The organism is Psychrobacter sp. P11G3, assembly GCF_001435845.1.
Lineage (GTDB): Bacteria > Pseudomonadota > Gammaproteobacteria > Pseudomonadales > Moraxellaceae > Psychrobacter.
The window spans coordinates 3,024,966-3,046,443 of record NZ_CM003596.1; the positions used below are offsets into that span (position 1 = coordinate 3,024,966).

General features: G+C 44.1%; 21 protein-coding genes. 14 read left to right on the forward strand and 7 right to left on the reverse strand.

The genetic code is table 11. The features are described from left to right. Window positions 1–132 precede the first annotated feature (132 nt). The 3 genes from pheS to rpmI all read right to left on the reverse strand — a co-directional run bounded on the left by pheS (window position 133) and on the right by rpmI (window position 2,188). Complete coding sequence (gene pheS, locus AK824_RS12230; protein ID WP_057761938.1) at window positions 133–1,188, reverse strand: phenylalanine--tRNA ligase subunit alpha; 1,056 nt, start codon at window positions 1,186–1,188, stop codon at window positions 133–135. A 326-nt stretch (window positions 1,189–1,514) separates the two neighbouring features. Next, complete coding sequence (rplT, locus tag AK824_RS12235) at window positions 1,515–1,871, reverse strand: 50S ribosomal protein L20 (protein WP_011281252.1); 357 nt, start codon at window positions 1,869–1,871, stop codon at window positions 1,515–1,517. 119 nt (window positions 1,872–1,990) lie between these two features. Beyond that, entirely contained in the window at window positions 1,991–2,188 is a 198-nt protein-coding gene (gene rpmI, locus AK824_RS12240) for a 50S ribosomal protein L35 (RefSeq protein WP_057761939.1), read from the reverse strand. A 435-nt stretch (window positions 2,189–2,623) separates the two neighbouring features. Here rpmI and AK824_RS12245 point away from each other — a divergent pair, with 435 nt between their 5' ends. The 7 genes from AK824_RS12245 to AK824_RS12275 all read left to right on the forward strand — a co-directional run bounded on the left by AK824_RS12245 (window position 2,624) and on the right by AK824_RS12275 (window position 9,022). Continuing rightward, window positions 2,624–3,067, forward strand: coding sequence for an acyl-CoA thioesterase (locus tag AK824_RS12245; RefSeq protein WP_057761941.1), 444 nt, complete (start codon window positions 2,624–2,626; stop codon window positions 3,065–3,067). A 187-nt stretch (window positions 3,068–3,254) separates the two neighbouring features. Continuing rightward, window positions 3,255–4,112: a bifunctional phosphoribosyl-AMP cyclohydrolase/phosphoribosyl-ATP diphosphatase HisIE gene (gene hisIE / locus AK824_RS12250; protein WP_057761943.1), complete on the forward strand. Its 858-nt coding sequence runs from the start codon at window positions 3,255–3,257 to the stop codon at window positions 4,110–4,112. Window positions 4,113–4,317: 205 nt separating this feature from the next. Beyond that, window positions 4,318–4,557 carry a Sec-independent protein translocase subunit TatA gene (gene tatA, locus AK824_RS12255; RefSeq protein ID WP_057761945.1) on the forward strand — a complete coding sequence of 80 codons (240 nt, stop codon included), beginning with the start codon at window positions 4,318–4,320 and terminating at the stop codon, window positions 4,555–4,557. 26 nt (window positions 4,558–4,583) lie between these two features. Then, the gene (tatB, locus tag AK824_RS12260) at window positions 4,584–5,279 is read left to right on the forward strand and encodes a Sec-independent protein translocase protein TatB (RefSeq protein WP_057761947.1); all 696 of its coding nucleotides are present in this window, start codon (window positions 4,584–4,586) and stop codon (window positions 5,277–5,279) included. Next, on the forward strand, window positions 5,279–6,196 hold the full coding sequence (gene tatC / locus AK824_RS12265) for a twin-arginine translocase subunit TatC (RefSeq protein ID WP_057761948.1): 918 nt from the start codon (window positions 5,279–5,281) through the stop codon (window positions 6,194–6,196). The genes tatB and tatC overlap by 1 nt, the downstream gene beginning before the upstream one ends. A 216-nt stretch (window positions 6,197–6,412) precedes the next feature. Then, a complete protein-coding gene (locus AK824_RS12270) occupies window positions 6,413–7,912 on the forward strand; it encodes a UvrD-helicase domain-containing protein (RefSeq protein ID WP_057761950.1) in 1,500 nt (499 codons plus the stop codon). 75 nt (window positions 7,913–7,987) lie between these two features. Further along, a complete protein-coding gene (locus AK824_RS12275; protein ID WP_057761952.1) occupies window positions 7,988–9,022 on the forward strand; it encodes a tRNA dihydrouridine synthase in 1,035 nt (344 codons plus the stop codon). 45 nt (window positions 9,023–9,067) lie between these two features. Here AK824_RS12275 and AK824_RS12280 read toward each other — a convergent pair whose 3' ends face one another. Continuing rightward, entirely contained in the window at window positions 9,068–9,496 is a 429-nt protein-coding gene (locus tag AK824_RS12280) for an MAPEG family protein (protein ID WP_406947838.1), read from the reverse strand. Between the two features lie 11 nt (window positions 9,497–9,507). Beyond that, entirely contained in the window at window positions 9,508–9,921 is a 414-nt protein-coding gene (locus tag AK824_RS12285; RefSeq protein ID WP_057761954.1) for an OsmC family protein, read from the reverse strand. A gap of 475 nt (window positions 9,922–10,396) precedes the next feature. Between AK824_RS12285 and AK824_RS12290 the strand changes: the two genes are divergently transcribed. Next, entirely contained in the window at window positions 10,397–10,915 is a 519-nt protein-coding gene (locus AK824_RS12290; protein WP_057761956.1) for an RNA pyrophosphohydrolase, read from the forward strand. Between the two features lie 90 nt (window positions 10,916–11,005). Here the strand turns inward: AK824_RS12290 and AK824_RS12295 are convergent, their stop codons facing one another. After that, window positions 11,006–11,833, reverse strand: coding sequence for an NRDE family protein (locus tag AK824_RS12295; RefSeq protein WP_057761958.1), 828 nt, complete (start codon window positions 11,831–11,833; stop codon window positions 11,006–11,008). Between the two features lie 108 nt (window positions 11,834–11,941). Beyond that, a complete protein-coding gene (locus AK824_RS12300) occupies window positions 11,942–13,594 on the reverse strand; it encodes a DUF4139 domain-containing protein (RefSeq protein WP_057761960.1) in 1,653 nt (550 codons plus the stop codon). Window positions 13,595–14,022: 428 nt separating this feature from the next. Between AK824_RS12300 and urtA the strand changes: the two genes are divergently transcribed. The 6 genes from urtA to lgt all read left to right on the forward strand — a co-directional run bounded on the left by urtA (window position 14,023) and on the right by lgt (window position 21,342). Further along, a complete protein-coding gene (gene urtA, locus AK824_RS12305) occupies window positions 14,023–15,375 on the forward strand; it encodes an urea ABC transporter substrate-binding protein (protein ID WP_057761963.1) in 1,353 nt (450 codons plus the stop codon). 364 nt (window positions 15,376–15,739) lie between these two features. After that, a complete protein-coding gene (urtB, locus tag AK824_RS12310; protein WP_082624703.1) occupies window positions 15,740–17,428 on the forward strand; it encodes an urea ABC transporter permease subunit UrtB in 1,689 nt (562 codons plus the stop codon). Window positions 17,429–17,438: 10 nt separating this feature from the next. Beyond that, window positions 17,439–18,509, forward strand: coding sequence for an urea ABC transporter permease subunit UrtC (gene urtC, locus AK824_RS12315; protein ID WP_057761965.1), 1,071 nt, complete (start codon window positions 17,439–17,441; stop codon window positions 18,507–18,509). A gap of 44 nt (window positions 18,510–18,553) precedes the next feature. Further along, the gene (gene urtD / locus AK824_RS12320) at window positions 18,554–19,363 is read left to right on the forward strand and encodes an urea ABC transporter ATP-binding protein UrtD (RefSeq protein WP_057762671.1); all 810 of its coding nucleotides are present in this window, start codon (window positions 18,554–18,556) and stop codon (window positions 19,361–19,363) included. Window positions 19,364–19,441: 78 nt separating this feature from the next. After that, the gene (gene urtE, locus AK824_RS12325) at window positions 19,442–20,140 is read left to right on the forward strand and encodes an urea ABC transporter ATP-binding subunit UrtE (RefSeq protein ID WP_057761967.1); all 699 of its coding nucleotides are present in this window, start codon (window positions 19,442–19,444) and stop codon (window positions 20,138–20,140) included. Window positions 20,141–20,457: 317 nt separating this feature from the next. Continuing rightward, window positions 20,458–21,342 carry a prolipoprotein diacylglyceryl transferase gene (gene lgt / locus AK824_RS12330; protein ID WP_057761969.1) on the forward strand — a complete coding sequence of 295 codons (885 nt, stop codon included), beginning with the start codon at window positions 20,458–20,460 and terminating at the stop codon, window positions 21,340–21,342. The last annotated feature ends 136 nt before the right edge of the window (window positions 21,343–21,478 follow it).

Genomic DNA, 21,478 nt, shown 5'->3' on the forward strand with positions numbered 1-21,478 from the left:
CGCTTGCTATAGTCAATCTTATATAAATTAGATACAGCGTCAGGCTCGCTCAGTCTACGATTGGTAGCACTTTCACTCACGTTCCTTGGATCTAAATTATCTTGAACTAACTATATAGGTATAAAGAAAACTCTAGCCAAATTGCTTTAAGAAGCGCACGTCATTTTGGAAAAATAAGCGCAAGTCATCAATACCGTAATACAGCATCGCAAAGCGCTCGATACCCATACCAAAAGCAAAGCCAGTGTATTTGTCGCTATCAATACCGCAATTGGTCAATACTTGTGGATGTACCATACCGCAGCCCATCACTTCAAGCCACTTGCCATTATCATCTAAGATATCCACTTCTGCAGACGGCTCAGTGAATGGGAAAAACGACGGACGGAAACGTACGGTCAGCTCTTTGGCAAAGAACGCTTCTAGAAACTCACTAATCAAACCTTTTAGCTCAGCAAAAGTGCTCGACTCGGTGACCATAAGGCCTTCTAACTGATGGAACATCGGCGAATGAGTTTGGTCTGAGTCGTTACGATAAACACGACCTGGGCAAATAATGCGAATCGGCGGCTCATTTTTTTCCATGGTACGAATCTGGACAGGACTGGTATGCGTACGCAATAGATAATGCGCATCAAAATAAAAGGTGTCATGCATCGCGCGCGCAGGATGGTGCGACGGGATATTCAACGCTTCAAAATTATAGTAGTCGCTCTCAACTTCGGGGCCAGTTGCGACATTGAAACCCGCTTGAATAAAGTACTGCTGCATACGCTGAGTAATCATCGTTACTGGATGCAGATGACCTTTTTGACCACCGCGAGCAGGCAAAGTGATATCGATGCTCTCACTTTCTAGCTTGGCATTGAGCGCGGCGACCTCTAGTTGCTGCTGCTGATCGGTTAATGCTTGCTGAATGCGGCTACGTACTTGGTGCAACCAGCCGCCATAAGTTTTCTTATCATCAGCATCGAGCTTGCCCATCTGCTTTGACCAGCCCGTTAACGGACTCTTTTTACCAGTCAACTGCACACGCAAATCTTGCAGTGTACGCGCATCAGTTACTTGTAGGATTAGAGCTTCAGCAGCACTCGCAAATTCGGTAAGCTGAGCTTCGTTAAGCTCATTAAGCTCTGAAGACAAGGTCGGTAGCGCCGACAAGTCGTTGGTGGCAGCAGGGTTAGTCATAAGACGCATTATTCCTGATTTGAACGGACTATTAATTGTAGGGATTTGACCAAATATTGCAAACCATTTATCCAGCTATGTTTATATAAAAGTTCATATAAAGGCTGGTTATAAGAATGGCTTGAATATTTAGACGATGATAAGCGTATTTTTGCTCGACAAAGTTCAATATAGAGCACGCTTAAAATAATTTAATATAAAAAAAGCCACCGACCAGCGGTAGCTTTTATTAATATCATACTATTAATCAATATTAGTCCTATCCATTTAGACAACTGCTGATAAATAATTATTTAAAAGCATCATACCTAAAGGACGGTTAATATTTAGGCCAATTCCGCTTTTGCTTTTTCGACCAATGCTGTGAAAGTCGCTGCATCATGCATAGCGATGTCTGCTAGAACGCGACGATCGATTGCGATGTTTGCTTTTTTCATGCCATTGATGAAGCGGCTATAGCTTAAGCCGTTTAAGCGTGCACCAGCATTGATACGTGCGATCCAAAGACGACGGAAAGTACGTTTCTTGTTGCGACGGTCACGATAAGCATATTGACCAGCTTTGGTCACTGCCTGTACCGCTACGCGGTAAACACGTGAACGGGCACCGTAGTAGCCTTTTGCGCGCTTTAAGATTTTTTTGTGACGGCGATTTGCCTGTACACCACGTTTTACACGGGCCATAATTTACTCCAAGATTTTTTAATCACTGTTAAGCGAGTGATGATGCCGTTAAATAACAAACATCATTGTCAGATTGCAAAGTCAAATATTTTCAATCAAAGATAGATGACGGTAGGCTATTAAATGTATGGGCACATACGACGAACTGCTGCTTCGTCAGACTTGTGCACCAACTTAAGACCACGCAATTGGCGAATACGCTTAGCTGATTTCTTGGTCAAAATATGGCTTTTGAATGCTTGCTTACGCTTGAAGCCATTCGCTGTTTTTTTGAAGCGTTTAGCTGCGCCGCTTCTGGTTTTCATCTTAACTTTCATGATGATTTGCCTCTTTTTCTGTTTTAGAACCTGGTCGTCAAATAGTCACACTGAATAATCGTTATATAAATAACCACTAAACCTCTATTTGCCTCGAGGTGGGAGGCGCTATTTTAGCAGATAGTGCCTTGTTTTGCCAAGTAAAGTTTTGGCGAGGTTTTAGTAGACAATATAGACAAGTAATCAGCATCAAATAAGCGATAGCAGCTCTCTTAAAAGCCTTAATAAAACGGCTGATTTTTATTCAAATAGATTGAATGTCAGCCTAAGCTGTGCTTAAGTAGAGACTGAGCTATATCTTTATATAAACCCTATTGAAACCCACTTATTCACCATGAATATTTAGGCTGTAATGTATAGTGATAACGATAACAATCCTACTAACCTACAGCATGATAAATAGAACAATCTTTGGCCATCACTCTAGGAGATAGTGTGTCAAAACAAGAGTTAGTATTCGACGACGACTTGTTTGTTTTTGAGACAGTGATGCGTGTGCGTCATACGGAAGCCGACGCAGGACAGCATATGACGGTAGAATCTCTGACAGCGCTATTGTCCGAAGCACGGCTAAGATTTCTATACGCTAAAGGTGTCAAAGAAATCAACGCAGACCATCAAGGCTTGATTATTGATAAATTGCAGCTAGATATTGTAAGCCGTATCCGCGTACGAGAAGAGCTGTTATTTGAAGTTGGTGTCGAGCCAATATATGATAATGGCGGTAATATAATCCTAAAGGTCGCGCGGATGCACACGGGCGAGATAGTAGCAAAAGCGCGCCAGCATTTTAGAGGTTACGACTTTAACCTCAATAAAGTGACTAAGCTTGATAACTCGATCAAAGAAGCGTTGTATCCGCATTTATTTAGACTGTAGAATCGCTTGTCATAAATAGTATGCTGTCATTAGCATAATTGCATTTTATAGTGCATTTAGTTGACATCATATTGCTAGCTGTCAGCATCTTGCAAAGCATTTCAGATAATCTCCCCGCTTTAATCATAAGTAGTATAATTGCTTATCACTCTTTTCCACTTTCTACCTATAAGACGACAAATACATTATGACTTTACCTGCTTGGCTGACTGCCGTAACTTTTAATGATGATGGTTTGATTCCTGCAATTGCTCAAGATCATCAGACAGGTCGTATTTTGATGATGGCGTGGATGAATGCAGAAGCACTACAGCTCACCGCACAAACACAAACAGCGGTTTATTTTTCACGCTCGCGTGCCAAGCTGTGGCATAAAGGTGAGTCATCAGGCCATACGCAAACTGTGCATGATATTCGTCTAGACTGTGATGCAGATGTGATTGTGCTTAGCGTCACTCAGGCTGGCGGCATTGCTTGCCATACGGGACGTGAGTCTTGCTTCTATCAGCGGTTGGATTTATCAGGTCAAACGCCTGAATGGCAGACCGTCGATAAAGTATTAAAAGACCCTGCGGATATTTATCATTCTCATGAATCTACTAGCGAAACTCTTGAAACTGAAAACACTGGTGCGAATACTGACTCTAATACTATCCAAGCACAATCTGATACTGCTCAAGCACAAGTCGATAAAGCCTCTGTATTACAGCAGCTTGATAGCGTATTAGCAGAGCGCAAACAAGCCGATGCCGACAGCTCTTATGTGGCCAGTCTGTATGCCAAAGGATTAAATAAGATATTAGAAAAAATCGGTGAAGAGAGTACAGAAAGTATCATCGCTGCCAAAGATTTTGCTAACTGCGATGAGAGTACAGACAAAGCAAGCTATGATGAAGCGCGTCATGAGCTGATCTATGAATTCGCCGATGTCTGGTTCCATACCTTGGTTGGGCTGGCATGGTTTGATATAGAGTCGGATGCCGTGTTAAACGAGCTAGGCAGACGTTTTGGGTTATCCGGTATCGATGAAAAAGCCGCTAGATAAGCCTAAATAAAAAATAAACGTCTATTTTATTGGATTATTGTTGCTTTCACCTATTTGTAATAAGTGCAGGTTATAATATAGCTCTGTTTTATCTCGCATTATATGTCGATACTTTTTGTTTGCTAGTTGGACCTTTTTGCAAACTAAAAGCAGGCATATAAAGACTGAAAACCAAGTCACAAAACCAGGTCACAAGGATACCATTATGGGTAGTTTTTCTATTACACATTGGCTGATACTATTGGTCGTTGTCGTTGTCGTGTTTGGCACCTCAAAACTCAGAAATGCTGGTAAAGATTTGGGCGGTGCTGTGAAAGGCTTTAAAGAAGCTGTTAAAGATGAAAATACAGAGCATGCCAAAAAACACGCGGTTCTTGACCACGATGCAACGGCACACACTGAAGAGCGCTCAACCACCAAGGTTGATGATAAGCATAACGTATAGCATCTAAACAGTGACATCGGACCATTATGTTTGATATCGGGTTTTCTGAATTACTTCTCTTTGGCGTTATCGCCCTAATCGTACTAGGCCCAGAAAAACTGCCACAGGCAGCGCGCACTGCTGGGCAATGGTATGCCAAAATTCGCCGGACAGTCTCAACATTGCAGTCTGAAATAGAGGCTGAGCTTGACTTGGCTGAGACACGTCAGCAAATGCAAAAAGAGCTCGCCAAAATTCGCCAGACTGAAGCTGAAATGAGGCGTGAAATGGCTGAGATGCGCGGCAATATGAAAGCTTTTGAAAGCTCACATAGTCCTGCTGCGACAGCTTCTGAAGCATCTACGAACGCTGAAAAGAGCAAGGGTGACGAAGCTCATAAAAATAGCCGCACACAAAAGCAGCAATCAGCCACGCCAAAAGCATTCGACTATGCTTATGCCACTGACGAGCAGACAGATACATTGGAAAATAGCCGATTATCGAAAGGCGGTCACAGCGGTGACGATATAAATGATGCAAATGTGGGCGATAACGCCAAGGCAGTGCCAGTTGTTCAGACCATTACTACCCGACCGTGGGAAAATATGTGGTTTCGGCTGGGCGCTTATGATAAAGCACGTCGGATCCCAATGCCGCCATATGTGCCAAATTATAAAGCTGACGCCCTACTCAACAGTCCTGCCAACATGCAGACTTCTGACCATAAGCAGGAGACTGATTGATGCCATTATTCAAGCGCAAAAAAAATCGTCAAGAGAAAATCGCTGTTTCTGCCATTACTGACCAAGATGTTATTGATCAAGAAGCTATCGATCAAAACACCCTTAATCAAGGTGCTGCAGCAACGACCAATACCACTCAAGATAAAAAATCAGATGATGTTTTAAGCCCTTTGGCTGATATGCCTATTACCGAGCATTTGATTGAGCTGCGTCGGCATTTGATCAAAATATGTGTGGCGGTACTGATAATATTTTTAGGTTTGGTCGGCTATTCGCGCGAGCTATACAACTTGTTATCTGATCCATTAGTTGCGCAGTTACCCGCCAACTCAACCATGATTGCCACCGATATCACGTCAAACTTTATGGCGCCGATACGTCTGACCGTATTTGTAGCCGCATTTTTGGCGATGCCCTACATCCTTTATCAAATTTGGTCATTTGTAGCGCCCGGTCTGTATAAGAAAGAAAAGAAAATCGCTATTCCAGTGCTGCTATCTTCTATATTTCTGTTTTATGCTGGTGTGGCTTTTTCCTATTTTATTGTGCTCAAAGGGGTCTTAAAATTCTTTATCATGTTTGCCCCGCAAAACGTACTACCCATGACGGATATCGACAGCTATCTCAGTTTTTCCTTGAAATTATTTATGGTATTCGGCTTAACCTTTGAGATTCCAGTTGTTACTTTGCTATTGATATTGGCAGGTATTGTCTCCATTCAGAGCTTAGAAGAAAAACGTCGTTATATCATTGTAGGCTGTTTTGCTGTGGCTGCCGTTGTCACGCCGCCCGATGGCGTATCGATGCTCATGCTAGCGATTCCGATGTGGTTGTTGTTTGAGCTTGGTTTGTTTTTGGCAAAGATTTTAATCAAAGAAGAGCCCAGTCCTACTCTCGTGTCGACAAATAAAGAATAAAACACTTACCAGTCTAATCTAGACTAAAATAAAGTTATTGATTACATATAGCTATGCGTTAAACTACCATTACACCGTTTTATTCTTGCCTCATTAGTAAGCTGATTGCTTACTATCACGTTTTAGCATCACCATCATCTATAAGCCATTGTTTACCCAGTGGCTTTTTTTGCCCCTTTTGTTTTTAATCAATTTTTGTATTTAGGTAGCTTTATTATGTCCGCATCTATGCCAGCTTATATGAGCGATCCCACTGACGAGCAGCTGAGCGCGCTGAATATGGCGATGGATCATAAGTCGTTTAAAGTGGTTGCTTATGCGGGCGCCGGTAAGACAACGACGCTCAAGCTAATTGGTGAGCGCCTACGTGGACGCGGACTATATCTGGCCTTTAACAAAGCGATTGCCAATGATGCTCGTTCAAAGTTTCCACCGCATGTAGAGTGCCGCACTTTTCATTCACTAGCTTATCGTCATGTTGCTCGTGATATTACCGCCAAGCTATCTTTGCCACGCTTTTCACCCAAGCGCCTCGGTGATGATTTGGGACTACAGCCTGTGCAAGTACGTCGACAAATGGATGGGGTTAATAAATACATTACGCTGACACCCGCACGATTGTCTCGGTTCGTCAGCGATGCAGTAAGTAATTTTTGCAGCACGCATGCCAGCTACCCTGCGCCAAGGCACATACTCTTCCCAAGTTGGCTCGATGACTCAGATGCAGAACAGTTACGCGAGATGCTCTACCCCGCTGTTGAGCAGCGCTGGTTACAGTCGATTGATGCGCGTCACCCTGCTGGTATTGGCCATGATATTTATCTCAAGCTCTGGGCATTGTCTAAACCTAGTATTCCAGCGGACTTTATCTTATTTGATGAAGCACAGGATGCCGACCCATTGATGATGGGTATCTTGACACAGCAGTCGAGACAAGTCATCTATGTGGGCGATGCGCATCAGCAGATTTATGAATGGCGCGGCGCGGTCAATGCCATGAAAAAGTTGCCATTGCCGCAGACATTATTGACGCAATCTTTTCGCTTTGGTGAGCCGATTGCAGAAGTGGCCAATACCCTATTAAAAGCACTACAAGAGGACGTACCGCTAAAAGGCAATCCGAATAAACAGTCCTCTACCGATAAGGGCATGGTACATAGTAAGAAAGATGCTATTTTGTGCCGTACTAATGCTGCTGCCATGTCACAACTGTTGACAGGATTAAAGCACGGGCATCGCGTGGCGCTACAAGCGGATACCGACCGTATGCTCAAATTCTGTCAGGCAGCCGAAAACTTAAAAAACGGTAAATCGGCTTACGGTGTACCTGAGCTGGCTTATTTTTATAATTGGGGTGATGTGCAAGAGTACGCTGAGACTAACGAAGGTAGTGACCTAAAAACACTGGTCAAACTGGTCGATGACCATGGCACTAATGTCCTCAGCCAAGCGGTCAATAGTCTGACCAGTATCGAAAATGCAGATTATGTCATCTCTACCGCTCATAAAGCCAAAGGGCTCGAATGGGGAAAAGTACAGTTAGATGATGATTTTTACTACGATGTGACCACCAACGCGGTCAAGATTAGTCCAGAAGAGTTGCGCCTACTCTATGTCGCCTGTACTCGTGCGCAAAGCAATTTGGATATTCATAATATTAAAGACTTGATATCAGGATTGCAGACGGGCAAAAAAGTGATTTTTGGTAATACCTAATTACCCTACACCTCTGTCAGACTCAAGTTTTATTCAATCTCTCTTATAACGACCCTTTAGCAGTGAATCACCAGCATGAATAATAGCCAGCAACTTCAAACGCGTCAAAATACTATTAATCAGTTATTTGCAGCTCCCGTGCGTTTGCTCGCACCTATGGAGGGCTTGACCGATCCATTAATGCGCCAAATCTTAACCCAAATTGCGTCTGACTTGGGTCGTCCTTATGATTGGTCAGTCAGTGAGTTTATTCGCATCACTCAGCACGTCTTGCCTGCGCATGTGTTTTATAAATATGTGCCTGAGCTACATCATGATGCCAAAACAGCCTCTGGTACGCCCATTCATATACAGATTTTGGGTAGCGAAGCGCAGCTGATGGCAGAAAACGCCACTTATGCTTGCGAGCTTGGTGCACCTGCGATTGATATCAATTTTGGCTGTCCTGCAAAAACGGTCAATAGCCATCGTGGTGGTTCTGTATTGTTAGATGAACCTGAAACAATGTATCAGATTATCAGTGCCGTACGTCAAGCCGTTCCCGCTCACATACCAGTATCAGCTAAGATTCGCTTGGGCTATACCGATACCAGTCGCATGGATGATATTCGCGGCGCAATTAACGATAGCGGCGCCGACTGGCTGACCATTCATGCACGCACTAAAACCCAAGGCTATAAGCCGCCTGCCTATTGGGACAAAATCCAGAGCTTTAATGCGCTCGATATTCCAGTCATTGCTAATGGAGAAATTTGGAACTTTGAGCATGCGCAAAATTGTATGACGCAAGCAGGTACACAGCATTTAATGTTAGGTCGCGGCGCAGTAACGCGTCCTGATTTAGTGGCACAGGTTGATAATGATACTAAAAACAGTACTGATAGCGTAGAGAATACGGCTACATTGTTATGGCAAGATTTGATCGCCCATCAAATTAAGTTTTTGGAAGGTGAGGCAAAGAACGATGTGGTATTGGTTGGGCGTTATAAACAGTGGTTAGGGATGCTCACCAAAGGCTATGCTGAGGCGCAAACAGTATGGGAAAGTATCAAACGAGAAAAAAATAAAGCGGTGATTATTAGCGCCCTACAAGCAAGTGTACGAGATTAATCACCTGCTTGTATTTGAGCGTTTTGGCGGTTACGGATATTTTTACTAGACGCTGACTCGTATCGCTAAATAAAATAGCATCAGACAGCAGGCCATTGATAGTACCCAGAGGATAGAGCGGAACATTGCCAAATTAGTAATATACGCCACGCAAAAACCAATTCGTATCATCACATACAGCCAAGCCAACACGTTGATAATCGACTGCGGTACAAAGAACAACATAGCTACCAATACTGCCGCCAAAAACACTGGCAAGGTTTCATAACTGTTTTGCTGTGCTGCATTAGCACGTGCTGCCATGCCTGTCGCATTTTGAAAAAATTCGCGAGGATGTGCATTATTTCTGATTCTAAAGCCACCAGATACTTTCGCAACGATTGACACCGCCCATGGCAGTAGGCTTGCTACCACCATGGCTAAAATGGCAGACGCCACTTTGTCAGTTACCAACTCAAAGAATGCACTTATCATTATATAAGTTCCTAGCTTGCAACCACTTCGAAATCATGGGTAATATTGACCCCACCTGCTACTAACATACGGCTGGCAGAGCAGTATTTTTCTGCTGATAACTGGATGGCTTTTTCGACTTGTTTTTCTTTGACCTCTTGACCAGTGACAATGAAATGCATATGAATATCGGTATAGACCGCTGGTACGGTTTCAGCGCGCTGGGCAGTTAGCTCACAACGTACATCCGTCACTGCTTGGCGTGATTTTTGTAAAATCTCTACGACATCATAACTGGCGCAACCACCTAGTCCTAACAAAATGAGCTCCATCGGGCTTGAGCCTTTCTCTTTATCAGCATCGATTTGTACATTATGTCCTGATGGTGACACACCCATAAAGGCTTTGTTCTCTTGCCATATGACGCTTGCTTTTGATTCTGACATTGTAGATGTTCCTTATTTTAAATGGCGTATTGCCTATTATTATTGTGTGAATGATATATTGCCCAGCTAGTGTAGCATAAGCCAAAGCAAGATTTTATAGGCTCATTGTTTTGCTACTAGCTCACCAGTGAAATCTGTGCTTTTACCACTTTATACATATAGAAATAGTGGAGTTCGATAGTTTACTAAATAATCGTATGTTCATCCGCCTATTACTACTCATCAACACTTGCCTAAAAATGCCGTATAAAAACCTACAAAAGTTTACTTATAAATAGTTGATTTTAAAAGGTAAAACTCGTGAAACATTTTATAGCAAAATACTGTTACACATTTCGCTTGTTTCTTGGTTTAATAACGGTAATGAATCTTGTTTTGAGCGGATATCGATAACAATCACCTTATAATAATTACGATTGCTGTCACGGTTTCAAGTCAAAACAAGCTATTTTTAAACAAATTAAAAGGTTTAGTCATGATAGATGCAGACGGCTTTCGCGCCAACGTCGGCATCATCTTGGCAAATACACAAGGGCAGGTTCTGTGGGCAAAACGTATTGGTCACAACGCTTGGCAATTTCCGCAGGGTGGTATCGACCGCGGGGAGACGCCGATGGATGCAATGTATCGCGAGCTCTGGGAAGAGGTCGGCTTACATCCGCGTCATGTAGACTTATTGGCAGTCACGCAAGACTGGTTGCGCTATCGTTTGCCAAAACGTTATGTACGTCATGGTCAGCATCCCTTATGTATTGGGCAAAAACAAAAATGGTTTTTGCTACGCTTAGATGAGCCAAATACTCAACATATCCGCTTTGATGAAGGGAAACCTGAATTTGACCATTGGCAATGGGTCAGCTACTGGTATCCACTCGGACAAGTAATTCACTTTAAACGAGGCGTTTATCGTCGTGCCTTGCAAGAATTGGTACGCGAACTCCCTCTGAAGCAAGAGCTGATCATTCCTGAGCAAAATAATCATCTGCTTATGTAATGAGTCACTCAATAGTACAATGCAAAACACCCACGATAGTAGCTAGAATGTTAGCAATTACCGTGGGTGTTTTTTATTATCTCTTAACGGTCACTTTGAATGACTATCAAACTCACGGCTAATAATATTCGCCGTGTAGTTTGCTCCCGTATCTCTCTCTTTGCGCAACGTTAAGATGCTTTGAGTGCGGGTACCATAAGTAGGTTTGCTAGTTTCAGTATCGCCAAAAGCGACAGGTTCAATATAAACAGACGATAACATCTGCTCCACTTCAAATGCCACGCCAGTCACAGGCAGTTTGTCTTCTGGTGCTTTGGTACTATCTGACAAGACATTAAAAGCCGCCACTTGCCAGTACGCAGGCGAGCTATCCTCTGCAATCAATGGCAGCACTTCTTGACGTAGTCGCCCGCGCAACTGCTCTGTCTTAAACCAACTGTCCTCTGGTTGACCATTAGAGATAACATGTAGACCTGCATATAATGGCGTGGGTGCATGACCACGATTATTGACGATCACAGCTTGCGCAGCGTCACCAATAATCAGATTAAAACCCGCATAATCCTGCAAATCAATCTGCCGTGCAAAATTCATCGGACTTAAAGTCCCTGTCAAGAATTCAGTGACCAGCGCACCACGTGAGCGCTCATCACTGCTTGCCTGCACCCCATCACGAAAGTTCAACACCGCAGCCCAACGACCATTTTGTTCATAATACTCTGCACTCTGCGCTGGTGACACTTGCTGATGAATGCCTAACCACGTGCCACCGCTTTGCTTATCGCGTCCAGCATAGATAGGTTGGTCAGACCACTGGTGGAGCGGCTCAGTTGGGCGCTGCAAAAACTCATCACGGTTAGACAGTAGTACTAGCGGTAACTCATCAAATAATTGCCAAGCAATAGCGACAATACACATAGCTTTCCTTTTATAATAATTTTCGTTATGCGGGTAATTCTTAATAGAGGCAAAGATATTATTTCAGACTTTACCTATTAATAAGGTAGCACTTACAGGCAGTACTTATTAATTGCCAGTCAGTAATTTATTGGCAGGATAACTAATTTGAGAGGTTGAACGTATTACTTGTGATTGCTTACTTGGTAAGTCAAACTCCCACGCTATCATGCCTTGATTGTCATTCCAATCTCGCTCAGTTACAGGCGGCGTATGCGTTACCGCAATTTTTAAACTATCGTCACGACTGATAGGCTCACTGCCCAGTACTTGCAATCGTACGCTACGATTGTGCTGATTGGTAAACTGATATGCCTTGGTAGTCGTCAGTGTTTGCGTACGGTTTAGCACGCCTTTCTCACCTTGCTTATCTTCATTGGTCAGCTCTTTTACGAGCATATTTGAATCACGACCAAATCCAATCCCCTGCTCTTTTAGTACTTGATAACTATAACGCGACTGACCCACATAATTGTCATCACGGTACAGCTGTAGCGAACCATCGACCCAGTCCGGCGTCAAAAACGGCGCTGACGCATACCAGTAGGCAGCAGTCTCAACACTTGGCGTACTGCGAATCCAGAGCTTACTATTACCTGCCTGCTCCCCAATCACTGTGCGTACCCGTCTCCCGTCACTCGGAATACTGACCAACTGCGGTAAACGATACTCGATAATGCCATTTTTATTTTGGCTACTAACGGTAAAATTAGGTAGCGGTGCCATAGCTGCCCCTGCTCCTTTATTATAAGCAGGCTCTTCCATCATAACAGGGGACGCATCCATCATAGGTAGCTCACGTCTTACTCGAGCATCTTCGCTCTCTTCATACAATGATAGACGTTGTACATACGGCAGTTGCCCCGTCGTACTTTGATTGGGATTAACGGTGCTGAGTGTCAGTGGTACGTTTGTCCAGTTCTCGCCAGTTTGCTGGGCGATAATCGCAGAAGCTGTGATACTTAACTGCTCACTGTTTGTGTTTAGGCGAGCTTGATATGCAGGCTCCCAACCTGCACCTTGCACTTGATAATGCAACTTAATACTACTTGGCGAGCGGCTTGCCGTACGTACACTCACCTGTGTCACCTTGTTAAAGGTCGATGTCGCGCTGCCTGCCATCAGTTGATTCAGTGCGTCTTGGGCACGCGCTTGTCGCTGTTGAATCTCTAAAATCCTTTGGTTAATACTGGTCGCTTGAGTTTCTATATCGCGGGCATTATTGGCAATCGTGCTGTCTGTATTGACTTGCGTGGCTTTGGTCAAATTCTGCAAGTAAGCCTTTGCTAATCGTGCCGCTTCTAATTCAGCATTGATATTGGCTAAGGTATTTTGCTGCGTCTGTACCTTGGCGTCACCTTGATACTGACACTGGGCTGCCTGCTCACCTGTCAGCTCTTCGATACTGACCTCCCCAACGTTGACACTACCTGTCGCTTGTACACTTAGACTTTCTTTATCCATATAAGGTGACAGGCAGGAAAACACCACCGTTTGCTCACCGCTACCTGTGATAGGCAATGCGCGCGTCACGCTTGCCAGCCCCTGATAAATGGTCACTTGCTCGACGCTACTGGTGGCCGCTTGTGCCGAAGACAATCCCAAAATGGCACTACTACTAAGTACAAATGGCAAGATAGTAAATCTAGTTATTTGATTAAGCGGCGGTAATACGCTGCCATGGCCTGTTGAGACAGGCGAATCCGTTAATTGTGCGTTCATACATCATTCCTTAGCAGTAAAATCCATCATGGCAGCCACGCATTGGCTCAACGCGCAAAATAGTAACTATCTTAGAGATATTACCGTAGCCGTTTTGCAAGTCTTTGGCAATAAATGCTTTTAGCAAACAGCATTTTTAGTAAACAGCATTTTTAGTAAATAGCGCCTTTATCGATAAATCTCTTCATATGGTAGCTCTTCAATTTTAAAAATTTGGTTTTCTGTATTGCACCATTTTTTTGTTCATCTCCCCTTTATGGTGCAATTTATTAACCATCCTGCACTAAATTAATGAATATATTAATCAGAACTTAATTATTGCTCAATTATTACTCGATTATTGGCTTTTTTAACTTGGCACGGAACTTGAACTCTTAATAGGTGTTCAGGAACATTATTTTACCTTTTGTATTTATTAGGAGATGTCCATGTTTTCGTTACCAATTTTAGCCAACACTCAAGTAGTAGACCCTCAATCACACGGAAAAATAAAATCACGTTTTTCGTTACTAGCGGTGGCCGTCGTTGGCAGCTTAAGTCTTATTGGTTGTCAAAAACCTGCCGAAACTGCAGCATCAACAGAGACTACAACTGAAACCAGCACAGAAACAACCACCGAGCCTGCTGCTGCTGGCGACACTATCAAAGTCGGCATACTACATTCGCTGTCTGGCACCATGGCCATCTCTGAAACCTCTCTAAAAGATACTGCATTGATGACGATTGATGAAATCAATGCCAATGGCGGCGTGCTCGGTAAGCAACTCGAACCAGTCGTCGTCGACCCTGCTTCTGATTGGCCATTATTCGCTGAAAAAGCACGTCAGCTACTCACTCAAGACAAAGTAGATGTCATCTTTGGCGGTTGGACATCGGTATCACGCAAATCCGTGTTGCCTGTGGTTGAAGAGTTAAACGGATTGATGTTCTATCCAGTGCAGTACGAAGGACAAGAGCAGTCAGAAAACATTTTTTACACTGGTGCGGCACCAAACCAGCAAGCTATTCCAGCGGTAGAGTATTTAATGAGTGAAGAAGGCGGCGGTGCAGAGCGCTTTGTGTTGTTAGGTACTGATTACGTCTATCCACGCACCACTAACCAGATTTTAAAGGCGTTTTTGAAATCGAAAGGTGTGGCTGATGCAGACATCATGGAAGAGTACACACCATTTGGTTTCAGCAATTATCAAACCATCGTATCTAACGTTAAAAAGTTCTCAACGGGCAAAAAGACCGCGGTTATCTCGACCATCAATGGCGACTCAAACGTTCCGTTCTATCGTGAACTAGCGAACCAAGGTATCAAAGCATCAGATATTCCAGTCATGGCATTCTCAGTCGGTGAAGAAGAGCTACGCGGTATCGATACCAGTCTGCTACAAGGGCATTTGGCGGCATGGAACTACTTTATGTCGATCAAAAACCCAACCAACAGTGCCTTCACCAAACGCTATAAGCAGTATGCATTGGACCAAAAACTACCGAATGCTGAAAAAGTCGTGACCAATGATCCAATGGAAGCTACTTATGTCGGTATCAACATGTGGAAGCAAGCTGTCGAAAAAGCAGGTACGACTGATGTAGATAAAGTACGTATTAGCATGGCGGGACAAACGTTCGACGCACCTTCTGGCTACACGCTAAAAATGGATGAAGAAAACCATCATCTATGGAAGCCTGTCATGATTGGTCAAATTCGTGCCGATGGACATTTTGATACGATTTTCAAAACGCCCGAGGTCATCCAAGCCCAGCCATGGAGCGAGTACATTCCTAAATAACCTGTCCTACAAATAAAATGATACTGAAAATCACATGGATAGTAATTGAATAGTAGGCGGATGGATAAACGACACTGATAACAATCCTAACGCCTACTTTCATATTTTTCTCAACACTTATTCTCAACTTTTAAATAACGCCAAACCTTATCAACTCTTCTATCGCTTAATACGTTAAGTAGTAGTGGCTAAGGGTTTGTTGTCTGTGAAAAACAGGGAGCCGCACATGCAGCACCATACTTTACGCCCGTTTATAGGGCCAACATCGTCCAAAAATGATAATAACCCACAAGCATCAGCCAGTGAAGTCATGCAGTATGCGGCTCGTTTTTCAATTTATGCGCCTCTGCGATTACTTGCATTGATGGCATTATGCATAACAACATTCACCACCACGGCGTATGCCGATCATGATGGTCAGGTACATGACCACGATACGGATACCGCTCATAGTGAGCAATCTTTGGTCACACCTATCAACGTAGCCATTTCCACTCAAGCCAGCACCTCAAATATTTCGACAGCAACTACAAACTCAGGCGATGCTATTCAAAAATTTGTGGCGGGTGATTTTAGTAAGCGCCAAGCTATGCTAAGTGATTGGCCAGGATCCGTTGAGAGTTTAGATAGTTTGGTTGAATTCATTGCCAATGATGAGCTGTATCAAGGTAACAGTGGGCAAACGTATCTACTTAATAAAGATGACCAGCTGTTTACTTATCCTGATAAAAAAGAGACTGACGATTGGCCAAGTGATTTATCACAAATCACCCTGACCAATGCCCTACGCTCAGCGCTCATCTTTGGTCAAGCCAAGGTAAAACTAGCATCTGACAAGCCAGCACAGCGCCTGCAAGCTGTAGAGATTTTGGCCGATAATATTGACCAAGTAGATCCAGCCATTATTATGATCGCAGCAGGAAATGAGAACAATGCTAAAGTCAAAAAGGCACTAACTGCACTACAAGCTCGTATTGATTTCAAAAACGGTGACCTGCCCACTCAGATTGCAGCGGTCAATCTACTTGCAGATAGTGATAACCCACAAGTTTTGGTCGATATTGAATCTGCCCTCGCTGCGGATAACTTAGATGCCTCGCTTAAAGTTGCACTTATCGATGCTGAATCTAGCGTGTCACGCCGTATCGAAATCAGCACATGGACCGGCCATATCTTCACCGGTATGAGTACCGCCAGTATTTTACTGCTCGCCGCACTTGGTCTCGCCATTACCTTTGGCTTGCTTGGCGTAATTAATATGGCGCACGGTGAGCTGATTATGATCGGGGCTTATACCACCTATATGGTGCAAAACTTCTTTCAAGCTTATATGCCAGATATGGCTGGTTGGTATTTGCTTGCCGCTATTCCAGCCGCTTTTTTAGTCAGCGCTGTTATCGGTATGATCATCGAGCGCATTGTCATTCGTCCATTATATGGTCGTGAGCTAGAGACATTATTGGCGACATTCGGCGTGAGCTTAATATTGATGCAATTAGTACGGATGATTTTCGGTGCGCAGAACGTTGAAGTCAGTAACGTGGCATGGCTCAGCGGTGCGTATCAAGTGTCATCAAGTTTGGTACTGCCTTACAACCGTATTGCTATTATTGGTTTTACCGTCATCGTCGTGGCGCTACTGGTGTACTTGCTCAACAAAACCCGCTTTGGTTTGTTTATACGAGCCGTTACCCAAAACCGTCAAATGGCACGTGCTGTTGGTATTCCTTCTGCACGTATCGATATGATGGCATTTGGTCTGGGTTCTGGGCTGGCTGGTATGGCTGGCTGCGCCCTTGCCCAAGTCGGCAACGTGGGTCCTGATCTGGGCCAAACCTATATCATTGATACGTTTTTGGTCGTCGTCGTTGGCGGCGTCGGACAAGTATGGGGCGCAGTATTGGCCGCCTTGGGACTTGGTGTGAGTGGCACGATACTTGAGATTGGTATCGGTGCAGTATTGGCAAAGATTGTGTTGTTGGTTCTTGTGATTCTGTTTATTCAGAAACGGCCACAAGGTTTATTTGCACTCAAAGGCCGCTTTGTCGAATAAGGAGACTTCTATGATACTGACCAAATTACTGTCTGATACGCCGCGTAGTGCTGTTTTAATTGGCTTATGTTTTGCCATACTATTGATACTACCTTGGCTACATCTTATGCCGGAGACTTCAGCTTTTCACCTTTCAGCCTACTGGATTACCCTGATTGGTAAAATCATGGCGCTAGCGATGGTGGCATTGGCGCTAGATCTCGTTTGGGGCTATGCCGGTATTTTGAGCTTGGGACATGGCTTGTATTTTGCCTTAGGTGGCTATGCGTTTGGCATGTACCTAACACGTGAGACTGCTGGCGACGCGCTTCCTGATTTTATGCGTTTTTTGAGCTGGACTGAAATGCCCTGGTATTGGGCTGGCACGCAGCATTTTTGGTGGGCAGTCGCACTGGTCGTATTAGTACCTGGATTAGTTGCTTTTATATTTGGTTTTTTTGCTTTTCGCTCCAAAATCAAAGGCGTTTATTTTTCTATCATCACTCAAGCCATGGTCTATGCAGCAGCCTTGCTATTCTTTCGTAATGAGACAGGCTTTGGTGGTAATAATGGCTTTACTGGTTTTACCACCTTACTCGGCTACGACATTACCGCTGCCTCTACCCGCTCAATGCTCTGCTTTGTCACGGCCGTAGCATTGTTAGTCTCTTATATGGGTTTGCGTCATTTAATGAACCAACCTTATGGGCGAGTACTTGGTGCGATTCGTGACAGTGAAAACCGCCTGCAATATCTGGGCTACCGTACGTTGTGGTACAAACTATCCGCTTGGGTATTATCCGCTGTTATCGCTGGTATCGCAGGTGCGCTATACGTACCGCAAGTAGGCATTATCAATCCGAGTGAAATGAACCCTGTTAACTCAATTGAGATAGCCGTCTGGGTAGCGACTGGTGGTCGAGGAAGCTTAATTGGCGCGATTTTAGGAACTGGTGTAGTGAACGCTGTAAAAACCTACTTTACGGTCGCCTACCCTGAATTTTGGCTATTGATATTAGGCGGACTGTTCGTCGTCGTGACGTTGTTTTTACCTAATGGCATTATGGGCTTGTTCGATCGCTTCAAAAAGGAGAAACAATAATGCTAAAAGATAAGTCCTCATCGACTGAGCAATCGACCAAAGCGCTGTCTGAATATGATCATACTGATGGACGTGACGGTCTCAGTCACCCCAAAAAATCAGGCGTCGATTTTAGCCATGGTATTGCTCTGTATTTAGAAGATGTGAGCGTTTGGTTTGATTCGTTTCGCGCACTTAACAATCTATCGCTCTATATCGAAGAAGGCGAGCTACGCTGTATCATCGGCCCCAACGGCGCTGGTAAAACCACGCTAATGGATGTCATCACAGGTAAAACCCGCCCTACCGAAGGCAGCGTGTTTTTTGGTCAGACTCACAACCTTGCCAGCTTATCTACTGAAGAAATCGCTGAAGCGGGTATCGGCCGTAAGTTTCAAAAACCTACTGTCTTTGAAAATTTTACGGTAATGGATAATCTGTTACTTGCTGCACCGAAAGATAAACGTGTGGTTAAAAGCTTATTTAACAAACTCAATGCCGATACTCGCGATACCCTCGACGCGACCCTACAACAAATTCGCCTGACCGATAAGATCAATAAACCTGCTGGCTTGCTCTCACATGGACAAAAGCAATGGCTAGAGATTGGCATGCTGTTAATGCAAAGCCCCAAGCTAATTCTGCTTGATGAGCCTGTGGCCGGTATGACTGATGCAGAAACTGAACATACCGCTGAGCTGTGTCTACGCCTTAAAAAGAATCATACCTTAGTGGTAGTTGAGCATGACATGACCTTTATTGATGCGATTAGTGAAAAAGTCACAGTATTGGCACAAGGGGCGATTTTGGCCGAAGGTACGTTAGCGGAAGTGCAAGCCAATGAAGCAGTGATTGAGTCCTACTTAGGTCGATAGCTAAACGTATCATCTAGACGAGCCAAACGAACATTCCCTTTGAAATATTAGAAAAGTTTTAGAGTTTAGGAGACAGCCATGTTACAAGTGAACGATATCAACCAGTATTACGGCGGCAGTCATATTTTACGAGATGTCTCGTTTACAGCGCCTGTAGGCGCATGCAGCGTGGTACTTGGACGTAATGGCGTGGGCAAAACTACTCTGCTTAAATGCCTGATGGGGATACTACCGATTAAATCAGGAGAAATTTTGCTTAATGATAAAGACATCAGCAAGATGTCTCCAGAGCAACGGGTACGAGCAGGATTGGCTTATGTACCACAAGGCCGCGATATTTTTTCGACACTGACGGTAGAAGAGAACATATTAATTGGTATGGCCAAGTTTTCACGCAGCAAGGCAAAACACGTACCCAAGCATTTATACGATATTTTTCCGGTACTCGATGAGATGAAACATCGCCGCGGTGGTGATTTGTCTGGTGGTCAGCAGCAGCAACTTGCTATCGCCCGTGCCTTAGCCTCCGAGCCGACTGTGTTAATTTTAGATGAGCCAACTGAGGGTATACAGCCTTCTATCATCAAAGATATTGGCCGAGTACTACGTGACTTGGCTGACAAAGGTGACATGGCCATTGTACTGGTTGAGCAGTTCTATGAATTCGCCGAAGAGCTTGCTGACAATTACACGGTATTATCACGCGGCAAGGTAGTCTCACAAGGCGCAGGCGACACGATGGTCGAAAACAAAGTACAAGACTTAGTCGCCATCTAGCTGCATTTACTTAGCTATATTGGCTTAACTGCGTTTATTTACGAACACTTGGTAGTGACCGCTTAAAACAACAGAAATCACGCTTTTATTCTGAGCTGCTAGCTACCAAGATTACATATCATCACGAAAACACTCCTTAATTAAAGTCACTTTTTACCTCACTTCTTATTTTTTGACTCTTAGCCTATATATTCTGTGCCATTTCAAAAACTCACATTACCAATATCCTCTGATTGGCGTCATAGCAATTGTGTATGCCCATTGAACGAAATTTGCTATTATAGTCAGTATTTTATTATCAATATTATGATGCCCTTATGATGATTCATCCTCAGTACGATCCTGTAGCATTAGCAGTTGGGCCTGTCGAAGTCCATTGGTATGGGCTGATGTATTTGTTGGCATTTGCCGCCGCCTACGGACTGGCATGGTATCGCAGTACCAAACGTGAAGGCTGGACGACAGATATGGTCTCTGACCTAGTGTTCTTTGGCGCACTTGGTGTGATATTAGGTGGCCGTGTCGGCTATGTATTGTTTTATCAGTTCGGTGAACTGCTCCAAAACCCTGCCTATCTGTTTAAAGTCTGGGAAGGCGGTATGTCATTCCATGGTGGCCTGATTGGTGTCATGTTGGGTATGCTGTATTTTGCCCGCAAATATAAAAAGACACCTTTCCAAGTGCTCGATTTTGTCGTTCCCTGTGTGCCAACTGGTCTATTGTTCGGACGTATTGGTAACTATATCAATGCCGAGCTATGGGGCCGCGTCTCTGATGGTGGCTATAACTGGTTGACCTACTTCCCGCAGGCCGCTAGCGTTGATATGCAGCAGCTACAAGCCAATCCTGCGCTACAAGACCTGATGACTGAGGTCAATGGCCAGTACCTGTTGCCTCGTCACCCGTCGCAACTGTATGAAGCCCTTGCAGAAGGTCTACTGTTATTTCTATTCTTGTGGTGGTACTCATCGAAGCCCCGTCCTCGTATGGCAGTGACTGGTGTCTTTATGCTTGGTTATGGCTTTAGCCGTTTCATCATTGAGTTTTTTCGCCAGCCAGACATCGACCAAGGATTCATCTTGCTAGGCTGGATGACCAAAGGTCAGATACTAAGCGCCCCAATGATAATTATCGGTCTGTTCTTGATCGGTTATGCCTATAAACGCGGCATCTACGACTGGGGTAAGCAAGCTGCTTATTAAGCCTACCTTTTTATGATAAAGGTTGATGACTTAAAATAGGGTAAGCTGTCAAAACGCTTATCCTGGCAATACTTTCAATAATGACAGTGTATATATCGACTATTCATCTAGCCTGTATGTGCTGTCAGCAGTAACT